The 18438-nt window shown below is 72.8% G+C and carries 19 protein-coding genes; 9 read left to right on the forward strand and 10 right to left on the reverse strand.

Going from position 1 to position 18438, the window contains the following annotated elements; translation table 11 throughout:
• Positions 1–127 precede the first annotated feature (127 nt).
• Positions 128–520, reverse strand: coding sequence for an ankyrin repeat domain-containing protein (locus AB0F77_RS06865; RefSeq protein ID WP_361942655.1), 393 nt, complete (start codon positions 518–520; stop codon positions 128–130).
• A 278-nt stretch (positions 521–798) separates the two neighbouring features.
• Between AB0F77_RS06865 and AB0F77_RS06870 the strand changes: the two genes are divergently transcribed.
• Both AB0F77_RS06870 and AB0F77_RS06875 read left to right on the forward strand, forming a co-directional pair.
• The gene (locus tag AB0F77_RS06870; protein WP_121888451.1) at positions 799–993 is read left to right on the forward strand and encodes a hypothetical protein; all 195 of its coding nucleotides are present in this window, start codon (positions 799–801) and stop codon (positions 991–993) included.
• A 41-nt stretch (positions 994–1034) separates the two neighbouring features.
• A complete protein-coding gene (locus tag AB0F77_RS06875; protein WP_361942659.1) occupies positions 1035–2675 on the forward strand; it encodes a hypothetical protein in 1641 nt (546 codons plus the stop codon).
• Between the two features lie 12 nt (positions 2676–2687).
• Here AB0F77_RS06875 and AB0F77_RS06880 read toward each other — a convergent pair whose 3' ends face one another.
• Positions 2688–4187, reverse strand: a complete 1500-nt coding sequence (locus AB0F77_RS06880) for a PLP-dependent aminotransferase family protein (RefSeq protein ID WP_361942662.1) — start codon at positions 4185–4187, stop codon at positions 2688–2690.
• Positions 4188–4289: 102 nt separating this feature from the next.
• On the opposite strand from AB0F77_RS06880, the gene AB0F77_RS06885 reads away from it, so the two are divergent.
• From AB0F77_RS06885 to AB0F77_RS06900, 4 genes are all read left to right on the forward strand, one after another.
• Positions 4290–4943, forward strand: coding sequence for a hypothetical protein (locus AB0F77_RS06885; RefSeq protein WP_361942665.1), 654 nt, complete (start codon positions 4290–4292; stop codon positions 4941–4943).
• On the forward strand, positions 4940–5710 hold the full coding sequence (locus AB0F77_RS06890; RefSeq protein ID WP_361942668.1) for a glycerophosphodiester phosphodiesterase: 771 nt from the start codon (positions 4940–4942) through the stop codon (positions 5708–5710). Before AB0F77_RS06885 ends, AB0F77_RS06890 begins: the two co-directional genes overlap by 4 nt.
• Positions 5711–5769: 59 nt before the next feature.
• The gene (locus AB0F77_RS06895) at positions 5770–7116 is read left to right on the forward strand and encodes an MFS transporter (protein ID WP_361942670.1); all 1347 of its coding nucleotides are present in this window, start codon (positions 5770–5772) and stop codon (positions 7114–7116) included.
• Positions 7117–7394: 278 nt separating this feature from the next.
• On the forward strand, positions 7395–7769 hold the full coding sequence (locus tag AB0F77_RS06900) for an RNA polymerase-binding protein RbpA (RefSeq protein ID WP_003977404.1): 375 nt from the start codon (positions 7395–7397) through the stop codon (positions 7767–7769).
• A gap of 137 nt (positions 7770–7906) precedes the next feature.
• On the opposite strand, the gene fxsA is transcribed toward AB0F77_RS06900, so the two are convergent.
• The 4 genes from fxsA to AB0F77_RS06920 all read right to left on the reverse strand — a co-directional run bounded on the left by fxsA (position 7907) and on the right by AB0F77_RS06920 (position 12021).
• Complete coding sequence (gene fxsA, locus AB0F77_RS06905) at positions 7907–8470, reverse strand: FxsA family membrane protein (protein ID WP_361942673.1); 564 nt, start codon at positions 8468–8470, stop codon at positions 7907–7909.
• A 103-nt stretch (positions 8471–8573) separates the two neighbouring features.
• Complete coding sequence (locus tag AB0F77_RS06910) at positions 8574–9368, reverse strand: polyprenol monophosphomannose synthase (RefSeq protein WP_361942676.1); 795 nt, start codon at positions 9366–9368, stop codon at positions 8574–8576.
• Positions 9369–9898: 530 nt separating this feature from the next.
• On the reverse strand, positions 9899–11503 hold the full coding sequence (locus AB0F77_RS06915; protein WP_361942679.1) for an amidohydrolase: 1605 nt from the start codon (positions 11501–11503) through the stop codon (positions 9899–9901).
• 77 nt (positions 11504–11580) lie between these two features.
• Positions 11581–12021 (reverse strand): Lrp/AsnC family transcriptional regulator, encoded by a 441-nt coding sequence (locus tag AB0F77_RS06920; RefSeq protein WP_361942682.1) that lies wholly within the window; start codon positions 12019–12021, stop codon positions 11581–11583.
• A 268-nt stretch (positions 12022–12289) separates the two neighbouring features.
• Between AB0F77_RS06920 and AB0F77_RS06925 the strand changes: the two genes are divergently transcribed.
• Positions 12290–12727 (forward strand): hypothetical protein, encoded by a 438-nt coding sequence (locus tag AB0F77_RS06925; RefSeq protein WP_361942685.1) that lies wholly within the window; start codon positions 12290–12292, stop codon positions 12725–12727.
• Positions 12728–12951: 224 nt separating this feature from the next.
• Positions 12952–13224, forward strand: a complete 273-nt coding sequence (locus AB0F77_RS06930; protein WP_361942688.1) for a hypothetical protein — start codon at positions 12952–12954, stop codon at positions 13222–13224.
• Here AB0F77_RS06930 and AB0F77_RS06935 read toward each other — a convergent pair.
• The gene (locus tag AB0F77_RS06935; RefSeq protein WP_361943470.1) at positions 13187–14359 is read right to left on the reverse strand and encodes an acyl-CoA dehydrogenase family protein; all 1173 of its coding nucleotides are present in this window, start codon (positions 14357–14359) and stop codon (positions 13187–13189) included. The two genes, AB0F77_RS06930 and AB0F77_RS06935, sit on opposite strands and share 38 nt — an antisense overlap.
• Positions 14360–14706: 347 nt before the next feature.
• On the opposite strand from AB0F77_RS06935, the gene AB0F77_RS06940 reads away from it, so the two are divergent.
• The gene (locus tag AB0F77_RS06940) at positions 14707–15957 is read left to right on the forward strand and encodes a glycoside hydrolase family 18 protein (protein WP_361942691.1); all 1251 of its coding nucleotides are present in this window, start codon (positions 14707–14709) and stop codon (positions 15955–15957) included.
• 60 nt (positions 15958–16017) lie between these two features.
• Here AB0F77_RS06940 and AB0F77_RS06945 read toward each other — a convergent pair whose 3' ends face one another.
• From AB0F77_RS06945 to AB0F77_RS06955, 3 genes are all read right to left on the reverse strand, one after another.
• Positions 16018–16671 (reverse strand): TetR/AcrR family transcriptional regulator, encoded by a 654-nt coding sequence (locus AB0F77_RS06945; RefSeq protein ID WP_361942694.1) that lies wholly within the window; start codon positions 16669–16671, stop codon positions 16018–16020.
• A gap of 101 nt (positions 16672–16772) precedes the next feature.
• Positions 16773–16913 (reverse strand): SCO1431 family membrane protein, encoded by a 141-nt coding sequence (locus AB0F77_RS06950; protein WP_361942697.1) that lies wholly within the window; start codon positions 16911–16913, stop codon positions 16773–16775.
• A gap of 148 nt (positions 16914–17061) precedes the next feature.
• Positions 17062–18417, reverse strand: a complete 1356-nt coding sequence (locus tag AB0F77_RS06955; RefSeq protein ID WP_361942700.1) for a peptidase C39 family protein — start codon at positions 18415–18417, stop codon at positions 17062–17064.
• Positions 18418–18438 lie beyond the last annotated feature (21 nt).

Here is an 18438-nt window from a genome sequence, read left to right on the forward strand (position 1 = left end):
CCAGCCATCGCGTCCGTGAATCACGACGTCATGATGACTCGCGGGTTTCTCCTGCCGCGACCGGATTTCCGGCGGCCCGGTACCGCCTCCCCCGTTTTCCTTGTCGTGCCTGGTCAGGTCATATGGGTCAGTGGGCGCCGAACAGTTCGAGGAGTTCGGTCTTGCCGAACATCCGGGCGGTGTCGACGGCCGACGGGGTGCCCGCGGCGGGGTCGGCGCCACCGTCCAGGAGGGCCTTGATGACGTCCTGCTCGCCCTTGAAGACGGCGCCGGCGAGCGGGGTCTGGCCGCGGTCGTTGATGCGGTCGGCCTCGGCCCCCCGGGCGAGGAGTTCGCGCACCGCGTCGGCGTGGCCGTGGTAGGCGGCGAGCATCACGAGGGAGTCGCCGCGGTCGTTGGTGAGGTTGGCGGGGACGCCCGCGTCGACGTACGCGACGAGCGCCTCGGTCTGGCCCCGCCGGGCCAGATCGAAGATCCTCGTCGCCAGCTCCACGACCTCGGGATCGGGGGCTTCACTCATCGGCCGGTCCGCCTCTCCTGCGCTTTCGGGGCCCGTTCGGGACTGACAGAGCGTACGGCAGCGGCCGTACGGGTGAATCGCCAGCGTACTGGCTGACACGGCACATGGCCCGGGACGCCCGTGGCGAGCATCACCACGGCCCCTCTCCGGCACGGGCTCCGCCGACCGGGGGAAATCCTCCGGATTTCACCCAGTTGCACCTTTTATCGTATGGATACATGCTGTGATGCTGGAAGTACTCATGGTGACTGTCCCCCCTCGACACCAGGAGACCTCAAATGATCCTCTCCATGTCAGGCGTCGTCCTGCTCGGCATCATCGTTTTCCTCTTCTTCCGCAAGGACGGGCTCAAGGCGTCGCACGCCGTGGTCTCGTCCCTGTTCGGCTTCTACCTCGCCAGTACGGCCATCGCCCCCAGCATCAAGGCGGGCGGCGAGAGCCTGGCGAGCCTGCTCGGCGGCATCAAGTTCTGACGCCGCCCGTCCCGACCGCACGCACCCGTCAGGAGACAGCAGTGGCACGGCGCCCCCTCCCCCGCATTCTGAGCAACGGCAGCGCACAGGTCGCCAGGAGCCGGGAGCTGGCCCGGACGGCGGCCGACAGCGCCACGGACATCCTCCACCCACTGATCACCGTGACGCGCGGACTGCGCCGGCTGGCCTCGGCCGGGCGGCGCAAATGGGCGGACACACCCAAGGACAGGCGCGGGCCGCTGCTGTTCCTGGCGGCCTCCGCGGTCCTGGCCGTGGCGCTCGTGCCGTACGGGCCGCTGCTCGCCGCCGTCTCCCTGATGGCGGCGGCGGCCTGGCACGGCCGGGACCGCGCCCCGTCCCGGCCCGCGGGCCCCGACGCGTCGCAGGCCGAGCGCCTCCAGTCCCTCTACGAGGCCCTCGTGCCCTACTTCTCCACCCCCGAGGACCCCGCGCCGCTCTACGCCCACGGCGGGGAGTGGGACAAGGTCTTCACCGACCACGAGTTCGACGAGGAGGGCCGGATCGGCCGGCTCGTCGTCCGCTACCCGGCGTACTTCCCGGACGGCGAGGCCGAGCCCCGCGCGCGGATCGAGCACCTGCTCACCGCGAAGTCCGGCCGGGGCCGCGAGTACCACTTCCGCTGGGACGAGGAGGGCAACCGGCTCACGGTCACCGTCCTGGCCCCCCTGCCCACCGACATCGCCGCCCAGCGCTTCGTCACCGCTCCGGGCGAGACCGTGCTGGGCTTCACCGACCCGACCGAGGTCCAGCGCACGCTGCCGCTCGGCTACGGCGAGGAGCGGCGCGACATGCCGCCCGTCGTGTGGCGCACGGGCGTCCGCTCCACCGAACCCCATCTGCTGGCGCTCGGCCAGCCCGGCAGCGGCACCTCGACGCTGCTGCGGTCCATCGCCCTCCAGGCGCTCCAGTACGGCGACGTGCTGATCGTCGAGGGCTCCGGCACCGGTGAGTACGCGTGCCTGACCGGCCGCGCCGGTGTCCTCGGCGTCGAGTGCGGGCTCACCGGGGCGCTGGCCGGCCTGGAGTGGGCGGCGCACGAGACGGAGCGGCGGCTGACCGCCGCCAACCGGTCCCGGCAGGAGGGGAACCCGCCGCCGGACGACACGAAGCGTCCGCTGTGGATCCTCATGGACCGTCCGGGCGTCTTCGCCCATCTCGCGGCGGCGGACGGACGCGAGGACCCGCAGTCACTGCTCCAGGGACCGCTGCGGCACGGGCGGGCGGTCAATGTGACGGTGGTCGTGGCGGAACAGTTCGACAGCGCGGACGGGCTGAGCGAGGCGGTGCGGCAGCACACCCGCGCGCGGATCGTGCTCGGGCCCGCCGCGCCGGAGCAGGTGGCGTCCGTCCTGGGAGCGCCGCCGCACACCACGCCGCTCGCCCAGGTCCCGCCGGGACGCGGTTACGCCCGTCTGGGCACCGGCCCCGTCCTGCGGCTCCAGGTCCCCGCGACGCCGGACCCCTACGACGACGCGACGACCGAGACCGCCCGCCAGGCGGTCCTGTCCCTGCTCCCGCCCCGCACGACCCCGGCCGACCACACCACGGCGGACCACACCACGGCCCCCGCCGAACCGGCGCCCGTCGAACCAGCGGTGGCGGCCACCCCCGTGGAGACGGCACCGCTCCTCACCAAGGCGGTGGCGGCGGAGTCCTCCTGACCCCTCGGAGGCTCAGGCCACGAAGGTGCGCGGGGCCTCCGTCGCCCCGCTCGCGCCCGTTTCGACCAGGCGGGCCGCGGCGGCCAGCCGGACCGCCGCCTCCTCGGCCACCGCCCCGCCCACCGTGAACGGCAGCCGCACGTACCCCTCGAAGGCGCCGTCGACGCCGAAGCGGGGCCCGGACGGCACACGCACCCCGACCCGCTCCCCCGCCTCGGCCAGCCGCGAGCCCGACAGACCGCCCGCGCGCACCCACAGGGTGAGCCCGCCACGCGGCACCTCGAACTCCCAGCCGGGCAGCTCACGCCGTACGGCGGCCACCAGGGCGTCCCGGTTCTCCCGCGCCTGGGCCCGCCGCAGATCCACCGCCTGCTCCCAACCGCCCGTGCTGAACAGCCAGTTCACGGCCAGCTGCTCCAGGACGGGCGTGCCCAGGTCGGCGTAGGCGCGGGCGGCGACCAGGCTGCGGATCACATCGGGGGCGGCCCGCACCCAGCCGATGCGCAGGCCCGCCCAGAACGCCTTGCTGGCCGAGCCGACCGTGATCACCGTGGACCCCGCCGGGTCGAAGCCGCACACCGGGCGCGGCATCTCGACGTCGTCCTCAAGCCACAGCTCGCTCATCGTCTCGTCGGCGACCAGCACCGTGCCCGCGGCGCGTGCCGCGTCCACCAGCCGCCGCCGCTGGTCCTCGTCGGCGAGCGCCCCCGTGGGGTTGTGGAAGTCGGCGACGACATAGGCGATACGGGGCGCGGACTCCCGCAGGACCTGCCGCCACCGGTCCAGGTCCCAGCCGGAGAGCCCCTCGGCCATCGCGACCGGCACCAGCCGGGCCCCGCCCTCCCGCATCAGCTGGAGGATGTTGGCGTACGAGGGCGACTCGACGGCGACACGCTCGCCGCGGCCCGCGAAGAGGTGGCAGATCGCGTCGATGGCGCCCATGGCACCCGTCGTCACCATGATCTGCTCGGGCATGGTGGGGATGCCGCGCGCGGTGTAGCGCTCGGCGATCATCGCGCGCAGCGCCGGCAGCCCGGCCGGGTAGTCGCCGTGCGTGTGAGCGTACGGCGGCAGTTCCTCCAGCGCGCCCCGGACGGCGCGGGTGAGCCAGGGTTCGGGGGCGGGCAGGGCGGCGCAGCCAAGGTCGATCACCGAGCCGAGCGCCTCGGGCGGCAGCGGTTCGAGGCCGCGGGCGGGCAGCGGATTGCCCGCGGGAACGGCGGTCCAGCTGCCCGCGCCGCGCCGGGACTCCAGGAAGCCCTCGGCGCGCAGCGCCTCGTAGGCGGCGGCCACCGTGGTGCGGCTGACGGACAGCGCGAGCGCGAGTTCGCGTTCGGCGGGCAGCCGCGCGGCCACGGGCACCCGTCCTTCCAGGACCAGCAGCCGGATGCCGTCGGCGAGCGCGCGGTAGGCGGGCGGACGGCGGGTGCCGGGGCCGGCGGGGCGCTCCTGCTGGGAGTTGAGCAGCCGGGCGAGCTGGGCCGCGCCCACCGCCGAGGTCCACTGCGCCATGCAGATCAGTCCACCTTCCCGGAATTGGCCATGGATGGCGTTCCTTCCCGAGCCACAGAGTGACATGCGCCGGTCCACATTGACCACCAGGGGGGTATGTCCATGTCCGCACAGGGACGTCTCGGGCGGCGTCTGATCATGCTGTACGCCGGGCTCGTCCTCTACGGGGCCAGCTCCGCGCTGCTCGTCCGGGCGGATCTCGGGCTGGAGCCCTGGAACGTGCTGCACCAGGGCCTCGCCGAGCTGACCGGGCTGAGCATCGGGGTCGTCTCCATCGTCGTGGGCGCGGCGGTGCTGCTGCTGTGGATCCCGCTGCGCCAGCGGCCCGGCCTCGGCACGGTCTCCAACGTCTTCGTCGTCGGCCTCGCCCTCGACGGCACCCTCGCGCTCCTGCCCGACACGCGCTCCCTCGCCGTGCGGGTGCCCCTGCTGCTGTCCGGCGTCGTGCTCAACGGGGCGGCCACCGGGCTCTACATCGGCGCGCGTTTCGGTCCCGGCCCGCGCGACGGTCTGATGACGGGGCTGCACCGCCGTACCGGACGCTCGATCCGGCTGATGCGCACGGCCGTCGAGATCGCGGTCGTCGTCACCGGCTTCGTCCTGGGCGGCACCCTCGGCGTCGGCACCCTGCTGTACGCGCTGTCCATCGGACCGCTCGCCCAGCTCTTCCTGCGCGTGTTCGCCGCCCCGCGGGCATCGGACGGCAGCGCCGCCGTTGCCGCCGGGTCACCCGGACGGGCGATACTGCATCCGTGAGCACGACGCCCGGACGCCATCCGTACCTCGACCACCCCGGTCCCATCCCCTTCGCCCACCGGGGCGGGGCCGCCGACGGGCTGGAGAACACCGAGGCGCAGTTCCGGCGCGCGGTCGGCCTGGGCTACCGCTACATCGAGACCGATGTGCACGCCACGGCGGACGGCCGGCTGGTCGCCTTCCACGACGAGACCCTGGACCGGGTCACCGACGGCGCGGGCCGGATCGGCGACCTCCCGTGGGACGTGGTGGCGCGGGCGCGGGTGGGCGGCCGGGAGCCGGTGCCGCTGTTCGAGGAGCTCCTGGAGACGTTCCCCGAGGTGCGCTGGAACGTGGACATCAAGGCGGAGCCGGCGCTGCGGCCCCTGCTCGACCTGATCGAGCGCACCGACTCCTACGACCGGGTGTGCGTCGGTTCCTTCTCCGAGGCCCGGGTGCTGCGCGCCCAGCGGCTGGCCGGGCCGCGCCTCGCCACCTCGTTCGGCACCCGCGGTGTCCTCAGCCTGCGGCTGCGCTCGTGGGGCCTGCCCGCCTCCGTGCGCCGCTCGGCCGTCGCCGCGCAGGTGCCGGAGTCGCAGTCGGGCGTCCCGGTGGTCGACGCGCGCTTCGTGCGGGCCGCCCACGCGCGCGGGTTGCAGGTGCACGTGTGGACGATCAACGAACCCGAGCGGATGCACCGGCTGCTGGACCTCGGCGTGGATGGCATCATGACCGATCACATCGACACGTTGCGCAAGGTCATGGAGGACCGGGGCGTCTGGGCCTGACCGCCCCGGCACCCGGACCGGACGCGCACGGCACCGACGGCGGGGAAGGCGGGGCACGGGTGGGGACCGATACCGTGCGGGCGGGGGCGGACGACGAGGCCGCGCAGCGGCGGCGCGAGCAGCGCGGCTGGTACTTCTACGACTGGGCGTGCTCCGTCTACTCGACGAGCGTGCTGACCGTGTTCCTCGGTCCCTATCTGACCTCGGTCGCGGAGTCGGCGGCGGACGCGGACGGGTTCGTCCACCCGCTGGGCATACCGGTGCGGGCGGGGTCGTTCTTCGCCTACTCCGTGTCCCTGTCGGTGATCGTCGCGATCGTGGTGATGCCCCTGGTGGGCAGTGCGGCCGACCGCACCGGCCGCAAGAAGCCGCTGCTCGCGGCGGCCGCGTACACGGGTGCCGCCGCGACGACGGCCATGTTCTTCCTCGACGGCGACCGCTACCTGCTCGGCGGGCTGCTGCTGGTCGTGGCGAACGCGGCCCAGTCCGTGGCGATGATGCTCTACAACTCCTATCTGCCGCAGATCGCGCCGCCCGAGGAGCGCGACGCGGTCTCCTCCCGCGGCTGGGCCCTCGGCTACGCCGCCGGGTCCCTGGTGCTGGTCGTCAACCTGGTCCTCTACTCCGGGCACGACGGCTTCGGGCTGTCCGAGTCGGCGGCGGTGCGGATCTGCCTGGCGTCGGCGGGTCTGTGGTGGGGCGCGTTCGCGCTGGTCCCGCTGAAGCGGCTGCGCGACCGGCGGACCGCGGGCACCGGGGCGACGGCGCCCGGTCTGCGGCAGCTCGCGGCGACCGTCCGCGACATGCGCCGCCACCCGCTGACGCTCGCCTTCCTGCTGGCGTACCTCGTCTACAACGACGGCATCCAGACCGTGATCTCACAGGCGTCCGTCTACGGCTCGGAGGAACTGGGCCTCGGGCAGTCGACGCTGATCGTCGCCGTGCTGCTGGTGCAGATGCTGGCCGTGGCGGGCGCGCTCGGCATGGGGCGGCTGGCCAGGATCTACGGCGCGAAGCGCACGATCCTGGGATCGCTGGTCGCCTGGACGGTCACGCTCGCGGCCGGGTACTTCCTGCCGGCGAAGGCCCCGGTCTGGTTCTTCGTGCTGGCCGCCGGGATCGGACTGGTCCTCGGCGGCAGCCAGGCGCTGTCCCGCTCCCTCTTCTCCCACTTGGTGCCGCCGGGCAAGGAGGCGGAGTACTTCTCGGCGTACGAGGTGAGCGACCGCGGGATGAGCTGGCTCGGCCCGCTGCTCTTCGGCGTCACGTACCAGGTGACCGGTAGTTATCGGTCTGCCATCATCTCGCTGGTGGCCTTCTTCGTCATCGGGTTCGTGCTGCTCGCGCGGGTTCCGGTGCGGCGGGCGGTCGGTGCGGCGGGCAATCCGGTGCCCGACAGGATCTAGCGTTGATTTAGCGCTCAACACGAAAGGGCGGTAGTGTACGCGTTTGGCCTGCCAGGCGTACCGTTACTGCGCGTCAAAGATGCCGAAACGCTGGGTGACATCTGCTAGCAGATGTGACAAACCGGGCGCCGGTGGGTACAACAAGGGGCGGCTACGACGGCGACGCATGACCCGGAACGGGACTCGGAACGGGAATCTTTACCGCCGACCGGACGTTGACCGGATGACGACGACAGCGACACCTGTCCTGTGGGCGACAAGCCCGGGAGGCACGATTCATGAGTGAGCGAGCTCTTCGCGGTACGCGCCTCGTGGTGACCAGCTACGAGACGGACCGCGGCATCGACCTGGCTCCGCGCCAGGCCGTGGAGTACGCATGCGAGAAGGGGCACCGCTTCGAGATGCCCTTCTCGGTCGAGGCGGAGATCCCGCCGGAGTGGGAGTGCAAGGTCTGCGGTGCCCAGGCACTCCTGGTGGACGGTGACGGCCCTGAGGAGAAGAAGGCCAAGCCGGCGCGTACGCATTGGGACATGCTGATGGAGCGGCGCACCCGCGAGGAGCTCGAAGAGGTCCTTGAGGAGCGGCTGGCCGTTCTGCGCTCCGGGGCGATGAACATCGCGGTTCACCCCCGGGACAGTCGCAAGAGCGCGTAGCGCGATCCCGGCAGGCACCACACCCGAACAAAGTAACCGCGGGCGCCGTACGTCAAGGCCGACGTACGGCGCCCGCGGTTTCACGACATCCCGACGCGGCGCGGCCGGCCCGTCAGGTCACCGGTCCGCCCCGTCGGTCACCGGGTCAGCGGCGGGCGCCCCTCGTGCGGGGCGTCCCCGGGCCCGGGGCCGTCGTGCCTGATGACCTCACCCTGGACGACCTTCCCGTCGGGCCGGTGAATGCGGGCCTGCTGGAAGGCGTCGCCGAAGGAGCCGGGGGTGGCGCGGCGCAGGGTGCGGTCGACGGCCCGTTCCGTGTAGCGCCCGAGCGCCTTCCGCAGCGGCGGGACCAGGAGCAGCAGACCGACCGCGTCGGAGATCACACCGGGGATCATCAGCAGCAGGCCCGCCAGCATCAGAAAGCCGTTGCCGCCGCCGCTCTCGGGCGAACCGCCGCGCTGCAACGCCTCGTTGAGGCTGCGGAAGGCCCGGCGACCGGCCCGCTTGACGACCACGGAGCCGATCACGAACCCGGCCACGAGCAGCAGGAGGACGGCGAACCCGCCCGCCGCGCCCGCGACCAGGGTCAGCAGCCAGATCTCCAGCACCAGCCAGACGGCGATCCCCAGCGGCAGGAACCTGCGCAGCCGGGAGCGCCGGGGCCGGGCGGAGGGCGAGGGGGGCGGAGCGCCAGTCGTCATGACCCCAGTGTGCCTGGCTCCGGCTCAGTGCGGGATAAGGGGGACGATCACCACGAAGCGACGGCACCCGTCGTGCGGGTGCCGTCGGCGGTCGTCCGGGGGGTCAGGGCTGTCCGCCCTTGCCCGTGATTCTGCCGACCCGCTCCCCCACGCCCCAGGCGGTGACCCGCCACAGGGCCTCCACCAGGATGTCGCGGCTCATCTTGGAGTCACCGAGTTCGCGTTCGACGAAGGTGATGGGCACCTCGACGACCTGGAAGCCGGCCTTGACCGCGCGGCGGGCCAGGTCGACCTGGAAGCAGTAGCCCTGCGAGGTGACCTGGTCGAGCCCGAGGCCCTCCAGGGTCTCGCGGCGGAAGGCCCGGTAGCCGCCGGTGATGTCGCGCAGGGGCAGGTCGAGCGCGAGCCGGGAGTAGAGGCTGCCGCCCCGGGAGATGGCCTCCCGGCTCTTGGGCCAGTTGACCACCCGGCCGCCGGGCACCCAGCGGGAGCCGAGCACCAGGTCGGCGTTCTTGAGCGCGGTCAGCAGCCGGGGCAGTTCCTCGGGCTGGTGGGAGCCGTCGGCGTCCATCTCGACGAGCACGCCGTAGTCGTTGTCCAGGCCCCAGCGGAAGCCCGCGAGGTAGGCGGCGCCGAGGCCCTCCTTGCCCTTGCGGTGCAGGACGTGGACGTGGTCGTCGGCGGCGGCCAGCTCGTCGGCGAGCTTTCCCGTGCCGTCGGGGCTGTTGTCGTCGGCCACGAGGACGTGCGCCTCGGGGACGGACTCGCGCACCCGGCCCACGATGGACGCGATGTTCTCGGCCTCGTTGTAGGTCGGGATGATCACCAAGGCGGTGCCGAGAGGGCCGAACCGCGTGGCCCGCTTCTGTGCCGCGGGGGTCCCGTCGCCGTCGTTCACTGCTGCCCCTTCGTGTGTGTACGCAGGGGACCACCATAGTGGTCGCGGTCTGCCAAGACCTGACAGCACGGTCCTATGGCGGTGTCGATCGGACAAGAGCTTGGTGAGACAGCGGTTTCCGGCCGGTGGAGCTGCGGATGGGGGCCCGGCGTCCTTCGGGCCGACCTGGGACCCGCTGGCTGCGGATCGACCGAGAGCCGTTGTCTACTGAACGTCCGGGCCCCACCCGGGTCACACCTCCCCGACCGGCCGGAACGTTCCCCGTCGGCGCGGGCGCTGAGCCTGGCTCCCGGCGACGGTACGCCGGTGGGGCGCCCCGTCCCTGACCCAGCGGCGCTGCGACGAGTGCGCGAGGCTCCCCGGTCGGGCGTCCGGTGGTGGACTCGGCCGAACCTACCCGCCCCCTGCCGTCGCCTGTCAACAGCCGTTTGACCTGCGCGGACGGTGTCGAAGCGCAGGTCGGGGCGGAGGATGCGCAGGTCGCGCGACGGGGCGGCGGCCGGGGAGCGTCACCGCGCCGTTCCCGGAGATCACTCGCCCGGCCGTACGAACACCGTCCGTCCACCGACCACCGTGCGCAGACAGACCGGCAGGTCACGGCCCGGGGTGAGATCGGGCAGGCCGGGGGTGCCGGAGCGGGGGTCGGTCGACCAGCGCGCGACCCGGTCGTCGGGGGCCTGGACGACGAGTTCGCCGGTGTGCCACACGGCGTAGTCCGCGGGCGCCCCGGGGACCAGGACGCCCGCGTCGTCGCGGCCGACGGCCCGCCAGCCGCCGCGGGTGTGCGCGGTGAAGGCGGCCCGCGCGGAGACGCGGTGCTCGGGCGTGCGGTGGAAGGCGGCGGCGCGGACGGTGCCCCACGGGTCGAGCGGGGTCACCGGGCTGTCGGAGCCGAACGCCAGCGGGACCCCGGCCCGCAGCAGGGCCGCGAAGGGGTTCAGCGTGCGGGCGCGGGCGGCGCCGAGCCGGTCGGCGTACATGCCGTCCGCACCGCCCCACCGCGCGTCGAACGCGGGCTGGACGGAGGCGGTGAGGCCGAGCTCGGCGAAGGCGGCGACGGTCTCGGGGGTGAGCATCTCGGCGTGCTCGACGCGGTGGCGGGCGGCGCGGACGCGGGCGAGGCCGATCTTCTCGGCGGCGGCGCGCACGCCCTCGGTGACGGCGGTCACGGCGGCGTCGCCGATCGCGTGGAAGCCGGCCTGGAGGCCCGCCTCGGCGCAGGCGACGACGTGGGCGGCGACGGCGTCCGCGTCGAGGTAGGCGGTGCCGGTGTGGCCGGCGTCGGCGTACGGCTCGTGGAGGCAGGCGGTGTGGGAACCGAGGGCGCCGTCCACGAAGAGGTCGCCCGCGGCTCCGGCGGCGCCCAGTTCGCGTGCCCGGTCCACGTCCTGCTCGGCCCAGTAGCCGACGACCCGGGGGCCGGGCAGCTCGCGGGCGAGGCGCAGCAGGCCGGTGAAGTCGTCCTCGGAGGAGATCTGCGGCCCGCCGCACTCGTGGACGGTGCCGATGCCCAGGGAGGCGGCGTGCGCGAGGGCGGTGCGCTGGGCCTCGGCGCGCTGGGCGGGCGTGACGGCGGCGAACGCGGCGGCGCGCACGGTGTGGTGGTCGTCGCGGGTGAGCGGGGCGTCGGCGCGGTCGACGTCCCCCGGCACGAGGTCGAGCAGGGCCGTGGTGACGACGGCGGAGTGGACGTCGATGCGGGAGAGGTAGAGCGGCCGGCCGCCGGTGGCCTCGTCGAGCTCGGCGCGGGTCGGCGGGCGGCCGCCGGGCCAGCGGGCGGCGTCCCAGCCGTGGCCGAGCAGGACCCGGTCGTCGGGGCGGGCGGCGGCGAAGGCGCGGACGCGGGCCAACGCGGCGTCGAGGGAGGGGGCGTCGGACAGTTCGAGGCCGGTCAGGGCGAGCCCGGTCGACGTGGTGTGCACGTGGGCGTCGGTGAACGCGGGGGTGACCAGGCCGCCGTCGAGGTCGATCACCTCGTCGACGCCGTCGGCGAACGCGTCGGCGGCGCCCTCGGAGCCGACCCAGGCGACCTGGCCCCGCTCCACGACCATCGCGGTGGCGAAGGGGTCGGCGGGGCTGTGGACCTCGCCGCGGCGCAGGAGGACGGTCTTGGGGTCGGGGAGGCGCTCGCTCATGTCCGACAGTCTCTCGCGCGCCGGAGGGCGCCGGTCACCTGGGGCGGGCCGATGTCGCGCCGATGCCGCCCGGGACGTCAGATCTTGGGCGGCCGGGCCTCGTACGGCGTGGACAGCACGACCGTCGTACGGGTGGACACACCCGCCAACGCCCGCAGCCGGCCGAGGAGTTCCTCCAGTTCGTGCGGGGTGGCCACCCGGACCTTGAGGATGTAGTTCTCGTCGCCGGCGACGCTGTGGCACGCCTCGATCTCGGGGACGTCGGCGAGCCGGTCCGCGATGTCGTCGGGGGCGCTGGGGTCGAACGGTTTCACCGAGATGAAGGCCGTCATGGGCAGCCCGACGGCCTCGGGGTCGACGACCGCGGCGTAACCGCGGATGACGCCGCGCTGTTCCAGCCGGCGCACCCGCTGGTGCACGGCCGACGTGGACAGCCCCGTGGCCTTGCCCAGGTCTGTGTAGCTCATCCGCCCGTCCTTGACGAGCAGCTGCACGATTTGACGGTCCAGCTCCTCCATGGCGCCAAAACCTACAGTGCGCTTGATCTCCCCGGATACCCGAGCAACGCAGGTCATACCCGGTTCGTGATGTGTCCGGGGGCCGTCGGCGGCCCTCGGGGAGGGACAAAACAGCCGCACCGGGCACCTGCGCACGGCATGTGACGAACGCCACAGCCCCCGAACGGGCTCCGTAATGCTCCCGTGATTACCCGTGAATCGGGACGGGAAGTGCTTGCTGTGGTCGAGGCCGCAGTGCCTTACGGCCCAGCCCGAGGGGGAGAATCCCATGCAGAGTCTTAAGCGCCCTGGTCGTACCACGGCCAAGCGGCAGCAGCCGGTCGTCGTGCCCGAGCCGGAGGGCGTCGAACCCGACGCCTACGACGGCGACGAGTTCGACGCCTACGACACGTTCGAGATGTACCGGGTGATCTGCCCGGACTGTGTGCAGCCCATCGCGCTGCTGGCGGACGAGGACGTCCTGCCGGAGCACGCGCTGTGCGCCTCGCCGTGGAACCCGTTCGGTCTCACGGTCTGCGCCGGTACGGGCCGCTGGGCGACCGAGGCCCGGTCGGCCGACGAGTCCTTCGAGCCGCAGGAACAGGACACCGCCCTCCTGCTGACCCTTCCGCAGGGTCTGAACTGGCGGACGCAGCCCTTCTCGCACGTGGGCGGCCCGGGTTCGCGCCCGATGCGCGTCCCCGAGATGCGCCGCCAGGCCGCCTGAGCCGTCGCTCGCGGCCGGCCCCCGCTCCCGGCCGGCCCTCGCTCGCTCGCGGTCGGCCCGGCTCGTTCGGCCCCTTCGCCTTCGCACTCCTCCCCGCACCACGGCCGCGGAACGCCATGGTGCGGGTTCGGCATGCCCGCGGGGCCCCGGCCGGGGGCGCCGGTGAACGCACGCCCGATTCCCCGGAGGGGTGACCTGGCGCGGCGCGTGCGCGTTGCCCAGGCATGGCCCCCACGTACTCGGCCACCGGGCGTCAGCTCCTCGTCCGCGTGCCCGCCCTCACACCCGGCCTCACCCCCGGCCCCGCCTCCGCAGAATCGGTTCAGCCGCTCACGCAGCAGGACCCGCCCATCTACCGGGCGCTGCTGCGCACCTGGGCCGACCGGGGCCGCGCCCTGCCCGGTCACGACCCGGAGTGGGCCGGGCTGGCGACGGCCCTCCAGGACGTCGTGAACGGGATCAGCGAGCCTCGGGGCCCAGCAGGTGACGGGCGATGACCATGCGCTGGATCTGGTTGGTGCCCTCGACGATCTGGAGCACCTTGGCCTCGCGCATGTAGCGCTCGGCCGGGAAGTCGGTGGTGTAGCCGTAGCCGCCGAGTATCTGGACGGCGTCTATGGTCACCTGCATCGCCGCGTCGGTGCAGTGCAGCTTGGCCATCGCCGCCTGCCGGGAGAACGGCCGGCCCGCGTCGCGCAGCCGGGCCGCCGAGAGGTAGAGCGCCCGGCCGGCCTCGATCCGGGTCGCCATGTCGGCCAGCATGAAGCGCAGGCCCTGGAAGTCGGAGATCGGCCGCCCGAACTGCCGGCGTCCGGCGGCGTAGGCCACCGCCTCGTCGAGCGCCGCCTGGGCCAGCCCGATCGCGCAGGCGGCGATGCCGAGCCGCCCGGAGTCGAGGGCGGCCAGGGCGATGGCGAAGCCCTGCCCCTCCTCCCCCACCCGGCGCTCGTCGGGGACCCGGACGCCGTCGAAGTGGACCTGGGCGGTGGGCGAGCCCTTCATGCCCATCTTCTTCTCGGGCGCCGCGCCGCTCAGCCCCTCGGCGTCGCCGGGCACCAGGAACGCGGTGATCCCGTGGGAGCCCTCGCCCCCGGTGCGGGCCATGACGGTGTAGAAGTCGGCGATGCCGCCGTGGGTGATCCACGCCTTGGTGCCGGTGATGACCCACTCGTCACCGTCCCGGACGGCCCGGGTGCGCAGGGAGGCGGCGTCGGAGCCGGAGGAGGGCTCGGAGAGGCAGTAGGCGCCGAGCAGACCGCCGCCGAGCATCGCGGGCAGATGCTCGACCCGCTGCTTCTTGGTGCCGTACGCGGCCAGCGCGTAGGAGGCGAGGGTGTGCACGCTCACGCCGAGGCCGACGGTGAGCCGGGCCGCGGCCAGCTCCTCCAGGACCTGGAGGTAGACCTCGTACGGCTGGTCGCCGCCGCCGTGCTCGGAGTCGTAGGGCAGGCCGAGCAGTCCCGATTCCGACAGCAGGGTGAACACCTCGCGCGGGAAGCGGCCGGCGTCCTCCTCCTCGGCGGCGCGGGGGGCGATCTCGCGCTGGGCGATGTCGCGGACGAGGGCCATCAGATCCCTGGCCTCGTCGGTGGGCAGCTGACGTTCCACCGCCTGCGGGGCGCGGTCGGACATGGCCACGGTTCCTCCCTGTGTCGGGCACATCGGCTGACGTGCGCCTCTCGGGTGGGAGGCGGCGCCGCCTGGTCCTGTGAGGTCCTGCCGGTAGGCGCTCCCGGGTCTCGGAAGCTGCTGACCAGCGGCTCTGCGCTGTGAGTATAACAATCAACCCGTTAACGACCGCTTACTTCGGCTAAATTCCCGCCGCCTCGCTCCCCCTGTTCCCGCCGCCCCGCCCGCCCTCGAAATTGGTCCGAACCATTGACCTGAGTGGTCTAGTCCTCCTACGCTCTCGGATCACGCCTTGACCGCGTTCATGCCAATCGGCGCGCGTTCCCCTCTCCCCCACGAGGAGACACCCGATGCACATGTCCAGTCCCACCAGGCGCTTGCGTGCGCTGCTGTCCGCCGCGTGCTGCGCCGTCCTCGGCGCGGGCCTGCTGGCCGGCGCAGGTACGGCGTCCGCCACGGCCGCCGCGCCCGAGAAGACCGCGCCCCGGGCCGCCGCGGCCGGCTCGAAGGTGGTGGGCTACTTCACCGAATGGGGCACGTACGACCGCAAGTACTACGTCAAGAACGTCGAGACGTCCGGCTCCGCGGCCAAGCTGACCCACATCAACTACGCCTTCGGCAACGTGACCGGCGGCAAGTGCGCGATGGGCGACGTCTACCCGGCCACCGACCGCGCCTTCACCGCCGCCGAGTCGGTGGACGGCGTGGCCGACACCTGGGACCAGCCGCTGCGCGGCAACTTCAACCAGCTGCTCAAGCTGAAGAAGAAGCACCCGGGTCTGAAGGTGCTGTGGTCCTTCGGCGGCTGGACCTGGTCGAGCGGCTTCGGCGAGGCGGCGAAGAACCCGGCCGCGTTCGCCCAGTCCTGCTACGACCTGGTCAAGAACCCCAAGTGGGCCGGGGTCTTCGACGGCATCGACATCGACTGGGAGTACCCCAACGCCTGCGGCAACACCTGTGACACCAGCGGCAGGGCGGCCTTCAAGAACCTGATGTCCGCGCTGCGTTCGAAGTTCGGGAGCAGTTCCCTGGTCACCGCGGCGATCACCGCGGACGCCACCGCCGGCGGCAAGATCGACGCCGCCGACTACGCGGGCGCGGCGCAGTACGTCGACTGGTACAACCCGATGACGTACGACTACTTCGGCGCCTGGGACGCGGCCGGCCCGACGGCCCCGCACTCGCCGCTGAACTCGTACACCGGCATCCCGAAGGCGGAGAACACCTCCTCGGCGACGATCGCCAAGCTCCGGGGTCTCGGCATCCCCGCCTCGAAGCTGCTGCTCGGCATCGGCTTCTACGGACGCGGCTGGACCGGTGTCACGCAGGCCGCGCCCGGCGGCTCGGCGACCGGCCCGGCGACGGGGACGTTCGAGCAGGGCATCGACGACTACAAGGTGCTCAAGACCAAGTGCCCGGCGACCGGCACGGTGGGCGGCACCGCGTACGCCAAGTGCGGCAGCGAATGGTGGAGTTACGACACCCCGGCGACCATCACGACCAAGATGACGTACAAGAACCAGCAGGGTCTGGGCGGGACGTTCTTCTGGGAGCTGAGCGGGGACACCGCCAATGGCGAGCTGATCAAGGCGATCAACTGAGCGCTCAGCTGGGCACGGACGGACCGACCGGGGCGGGGGCGTGACGCCTCCGCCCCGCCGTCACCCCTCGCGGCGGGCCGCCCCGGGCGCCCGGTGGGCGGGGTCCAGCTCCTCGATGGCGCGCAGGACCCCGCCGAGCGTGCGGACCAGCAGTTCGCGCATGGTGTCCCGGGAGAGCCCGGGGGTGCCTATCCAGTCCAGTGTGGAGCCCTCCACGCTGCACACCCAGGACAGCAGGCCCATGCGGGCCAGCGGGGAGATGTCGCTGCGGCCGTAGGCGCCCTCGGCGATGGTCGACACGATCGCCTCGCGCACACCGTCCCGGATGGCGTGCACCTCGGCGTCGAAACCGACACCGCCGCTGACGATGGTGCGGTACGCCTCCTGGTGGTGCTCGGCGAAGCGCAGATAGCTGTCGATGGTGCGCTGCACGCGGTTCACGGCGGGCAGTTCGACACCGCTCGCGGCGAAGGAGACCAGGTCGGCCACCGAGTCCTGGATGATCGCCAGGTAGTAGCCGCGCTTGGACTGGAAGTAGTAGTAGATCAGCCCCTTGGCGACATGGGCCTGTCGGGCGATGTCGTCCATGGAGAGCGCGTCGTAGGACGTGTCGGCGAACAACTTCCGCCCGATGGCGATGAGTTCGGCGCGGCGTGCCGTGGAGCGCTCGGTGCCGCGCGCCCGGGGGCGGACGACGGCGGGCTGTTGCCTCATATTCGATTTACACCCTGGTCTCAACGGGCGGCGGGACATCCGCAGTATGTCAGAACGTCCTCATGTGATCCGGTGCCGGACCGGGCGTTCGGACGGGCCGCTCAGAGCAGACCGAGCTGGGTGACGAGCATCGCGACGACCACGACGAGGGTCCAGCCGAGGACGTGTTCCAGGATCTTCGGGGTCTCGTCCCGGGGGCCGCCGGTACGGGTGCGGACGGCGGTGGCTGACTGTGCGGTCATGGTGTCTCGCTGAGGTCGCTGTACGGGTGGACTCCCCCCACCGGTTCGTCCACCTTGCCACCGTGGGCGCCATTTGTGGCGGAGACCTTGGTCACAGGGCTCGCGGGCCGCGACCCCCGGTCCCGCCCGGGGATCGCGGCCGGCCGCTTCAGCGCACGCCCACCGCCGCGAGCGCCCTGCGCTGGCGCGGGGTCGGACGGGCGGGGAAGTAGAGGTAGCAGACGCCGCCGGTGCCCGAGGAGACCCCGCCGCTCGCGTTGTACCGCTTCGTCCTGAGCCAGATGTTCTCCCACTCGCGCCGCCGGTAGACGCGCCGTACCGCCTCGTCGTCGGGCGAGGCCGGGTCGTTGGCGATCACGTCGCCCTCGGCGGTGAAGCCGATCACGGTCATCAGATGGCCGGAGGTGCCGTAACCGGCGCCGGTCAGCTCGCTCGCCAGGAACGACTGGGACGTTATGGCCGGGATGCCGGCCGCGATCAGCGTCTCCAGGTCGGTGAGCGAGCCGAGGCGGGTGACCACGCCCTGGATGCCGTCGAAGGTGGCCGCGTAGGCCGCGTTGAACGGCCAGTTGCCGCAGCCCTCGTACTGGTGGTCGTAGGTGAAGCGGGCCGCGTGGTCGACCTGCGGGTCGGCGTAGGCCGGGTCCACCCAGGACAGTTGCGCGGGGGTGAGCCGGCCTCCCCAGTACTCGATGATCATTTGCGAGGAGGTGGGGCTGCACCACGCCTCGCCGCCGTTGTCGTACTCCGGGTACTGGCCGGTGTGGATCTCCTGCGAGTAGCGCGGGACGACCAGTTCCTCGGCGAGGCCGGGCGTGGAGGCGGGGACGGTGAAGCGGTCGGGAACGTCCGAGCCCATCGCGCCCAGCCGCCACACGGTCGGGGTGAGCCGGGTGCCCGGCCGGCGGTGGAGGGTCAGGCGCAGCCGGTACGACACCAGGCGCAGACCGGTGCTCGCGTCGTCGATCGCGAACGTGTCCGTCCAGATGCTGCTCCTGCCGTCGCCCTGGCCGTCCACCGAGGTCCGCTTGATGTCCTGGTCGCCGGCCGCCCAGCGGCCCATCACGTACCAGGGGGTGGCGGTGCCGTCGGAGTACGTCCCGGACAGTTCGACCTGGAGCCAGGTGCCGGCCGGGGTGTGCGCGTTCCAGGAGGCGACGACCTCGGTGGCGGGGACCCGCAGCCGGTGCACGGGTGAGGTCCAGGTCGCGTACTCCCAGGTGGCGGTGGTGCCGGTGTGCGGATCGGTGTAGTCGGTGGTGCCCGCCGGAGCGGCGATCACCGCGCCGGGGCGCGGGCCCGCGTGGGCGCGGACGCCCTGGGCGCTGCCGGTGCACCAGTCCGTGTACGTGGTCCAGGCGCGGTTGTCGACGGGGCGGGCGGTGTCGGGGTCGTCGGCGTCGGAAGCGGTGGCGGCGGACGCCTGTCCCGTGCCGCCGGCCACGGCCGCGGCGACCGCGGCGGCCAGGACGGTTCTGCGGGACGGCTGTTCGGCTCTGCTCATGGGCGCGGGTACCCCCAGGGG

Source organism: Streptomyces sp. NPDC026672 (assembly GCF_040638185.1).
Taxonomy (GTDB): domain Bacteria; phylum Actinomycetota; class Actinomycetes; order Streptomycetales; family Streptomycetaceae; genus Streptomyces.

Bases quoted from the DNA above. Each gene is read 5' to 3' on its own strand.
- AB0F77_RS06920 (WP_361942682.1), bottom strand. From the start codon at position 12,021: ATGGAGGAGCTGGACCGTCAAATCGTGCAGCTGCTCGTCAAGGACGGG.
- AB0F77_RS06925 (WP_361942685.1), top strand. From the start codon at position 12,290: ATGCAGAGTCTTAAGCGCCCTGGTCGTACCACGGCCAAGCGGCAGCAG.
- AB0F77_RS06935 (WP_361943470.1), bottom strand. From the start codon at position 14,359: ATGTCCGACCGCGCCCCGCAGGCGGTGGAACGTCAGCTGCCCACCGAC.
- AB0F77_RS06915 (WP_361942679.1), bottom strand. From the start codon at position 11,503: ATGAGCGAGCGCCTCCCCGACCCCAAGACCGTCCTCCTGCGCCGCGGC.
- AB0F77_RS06900 (WP_003977404.1), top strand. From the start codon at position 7,395: ATGAGTGAGCGAGCTCTTCGCGGTACGCGCCTCGTGGTGACCAGCTAC.
- fxsA (WP_361942673.1), bottom strand. From the start codon at position 8,470: ATGACGACTGGCGCTCCGCCCCCCTCGCCCTCCGCCCGGCCCCGGCGC.
- AB0F77_RS06945 (WP_361942694.1), bottom strand. From the start codon at position 16,671: ATGAGGCAACAGCCCGCCGTCGTCCGCCCCCGGGCGCGCGGCACCGAG.
- AB0F77_RS06940 (WP_361942691.1), top strand. From the start codon at position 14,707: ATGCACATGTCCAGTCCCACCAGGCGCTTGCGTGCGCTGCTGTCCGCC.
- AB0F77_RS06870 (WP_121888451.1), top strand. From the start codon at position 799: ATGATCCTCTCCATGTCAGGCGTCGTCCTGCTCGGCATCATCGTTTTC.
- AB0F77_RS06950 (WP_361942697.1), bottom strand. From the start codon at position 16,913: ATGACCGCACAGTCAGCCACCGCCGTCCGCACCCGTACCGGCGGCCCC.
- AB0F77_RS06865 (WP_361942655.1), bottom strand. From the start codon at position 520: ATGAGTGAAGCCCCCGATCCCGAGGTCGTGGAGCTGGCGACGAGGATC.
- AB0F77_RS06930 (WP_361942688.1), top strand. From the start codon at position 12,952: ATGGCCCCCACGTACTCGGCCACCGGGCGTCAGCTCCTCGTCCGCGTG.
- AB0F77_RS06955 (WP_361942700.1), bottom strand. From the start codon at position 18,417: ATGAGCAGAGCCGAACAGCCGTCCCGCAGAACCGTCCTGGCCGCCGCG.
- AB0F77_RS06885 (WP_361942665.1), top strand. From the start codon at position 4,290: ATGTCCGCACAGGGACGTCTCGGGCGGCGTCTGATCATGCTGTACGCC.
- AB0F77_RS06880 (WP_361942662.1), bottom strand. From the start codon at position 4,187: ATGGCGCAGTGGACCTCGGCGGTGGGCGCGGCCCAGCTCGCCCGGCTG.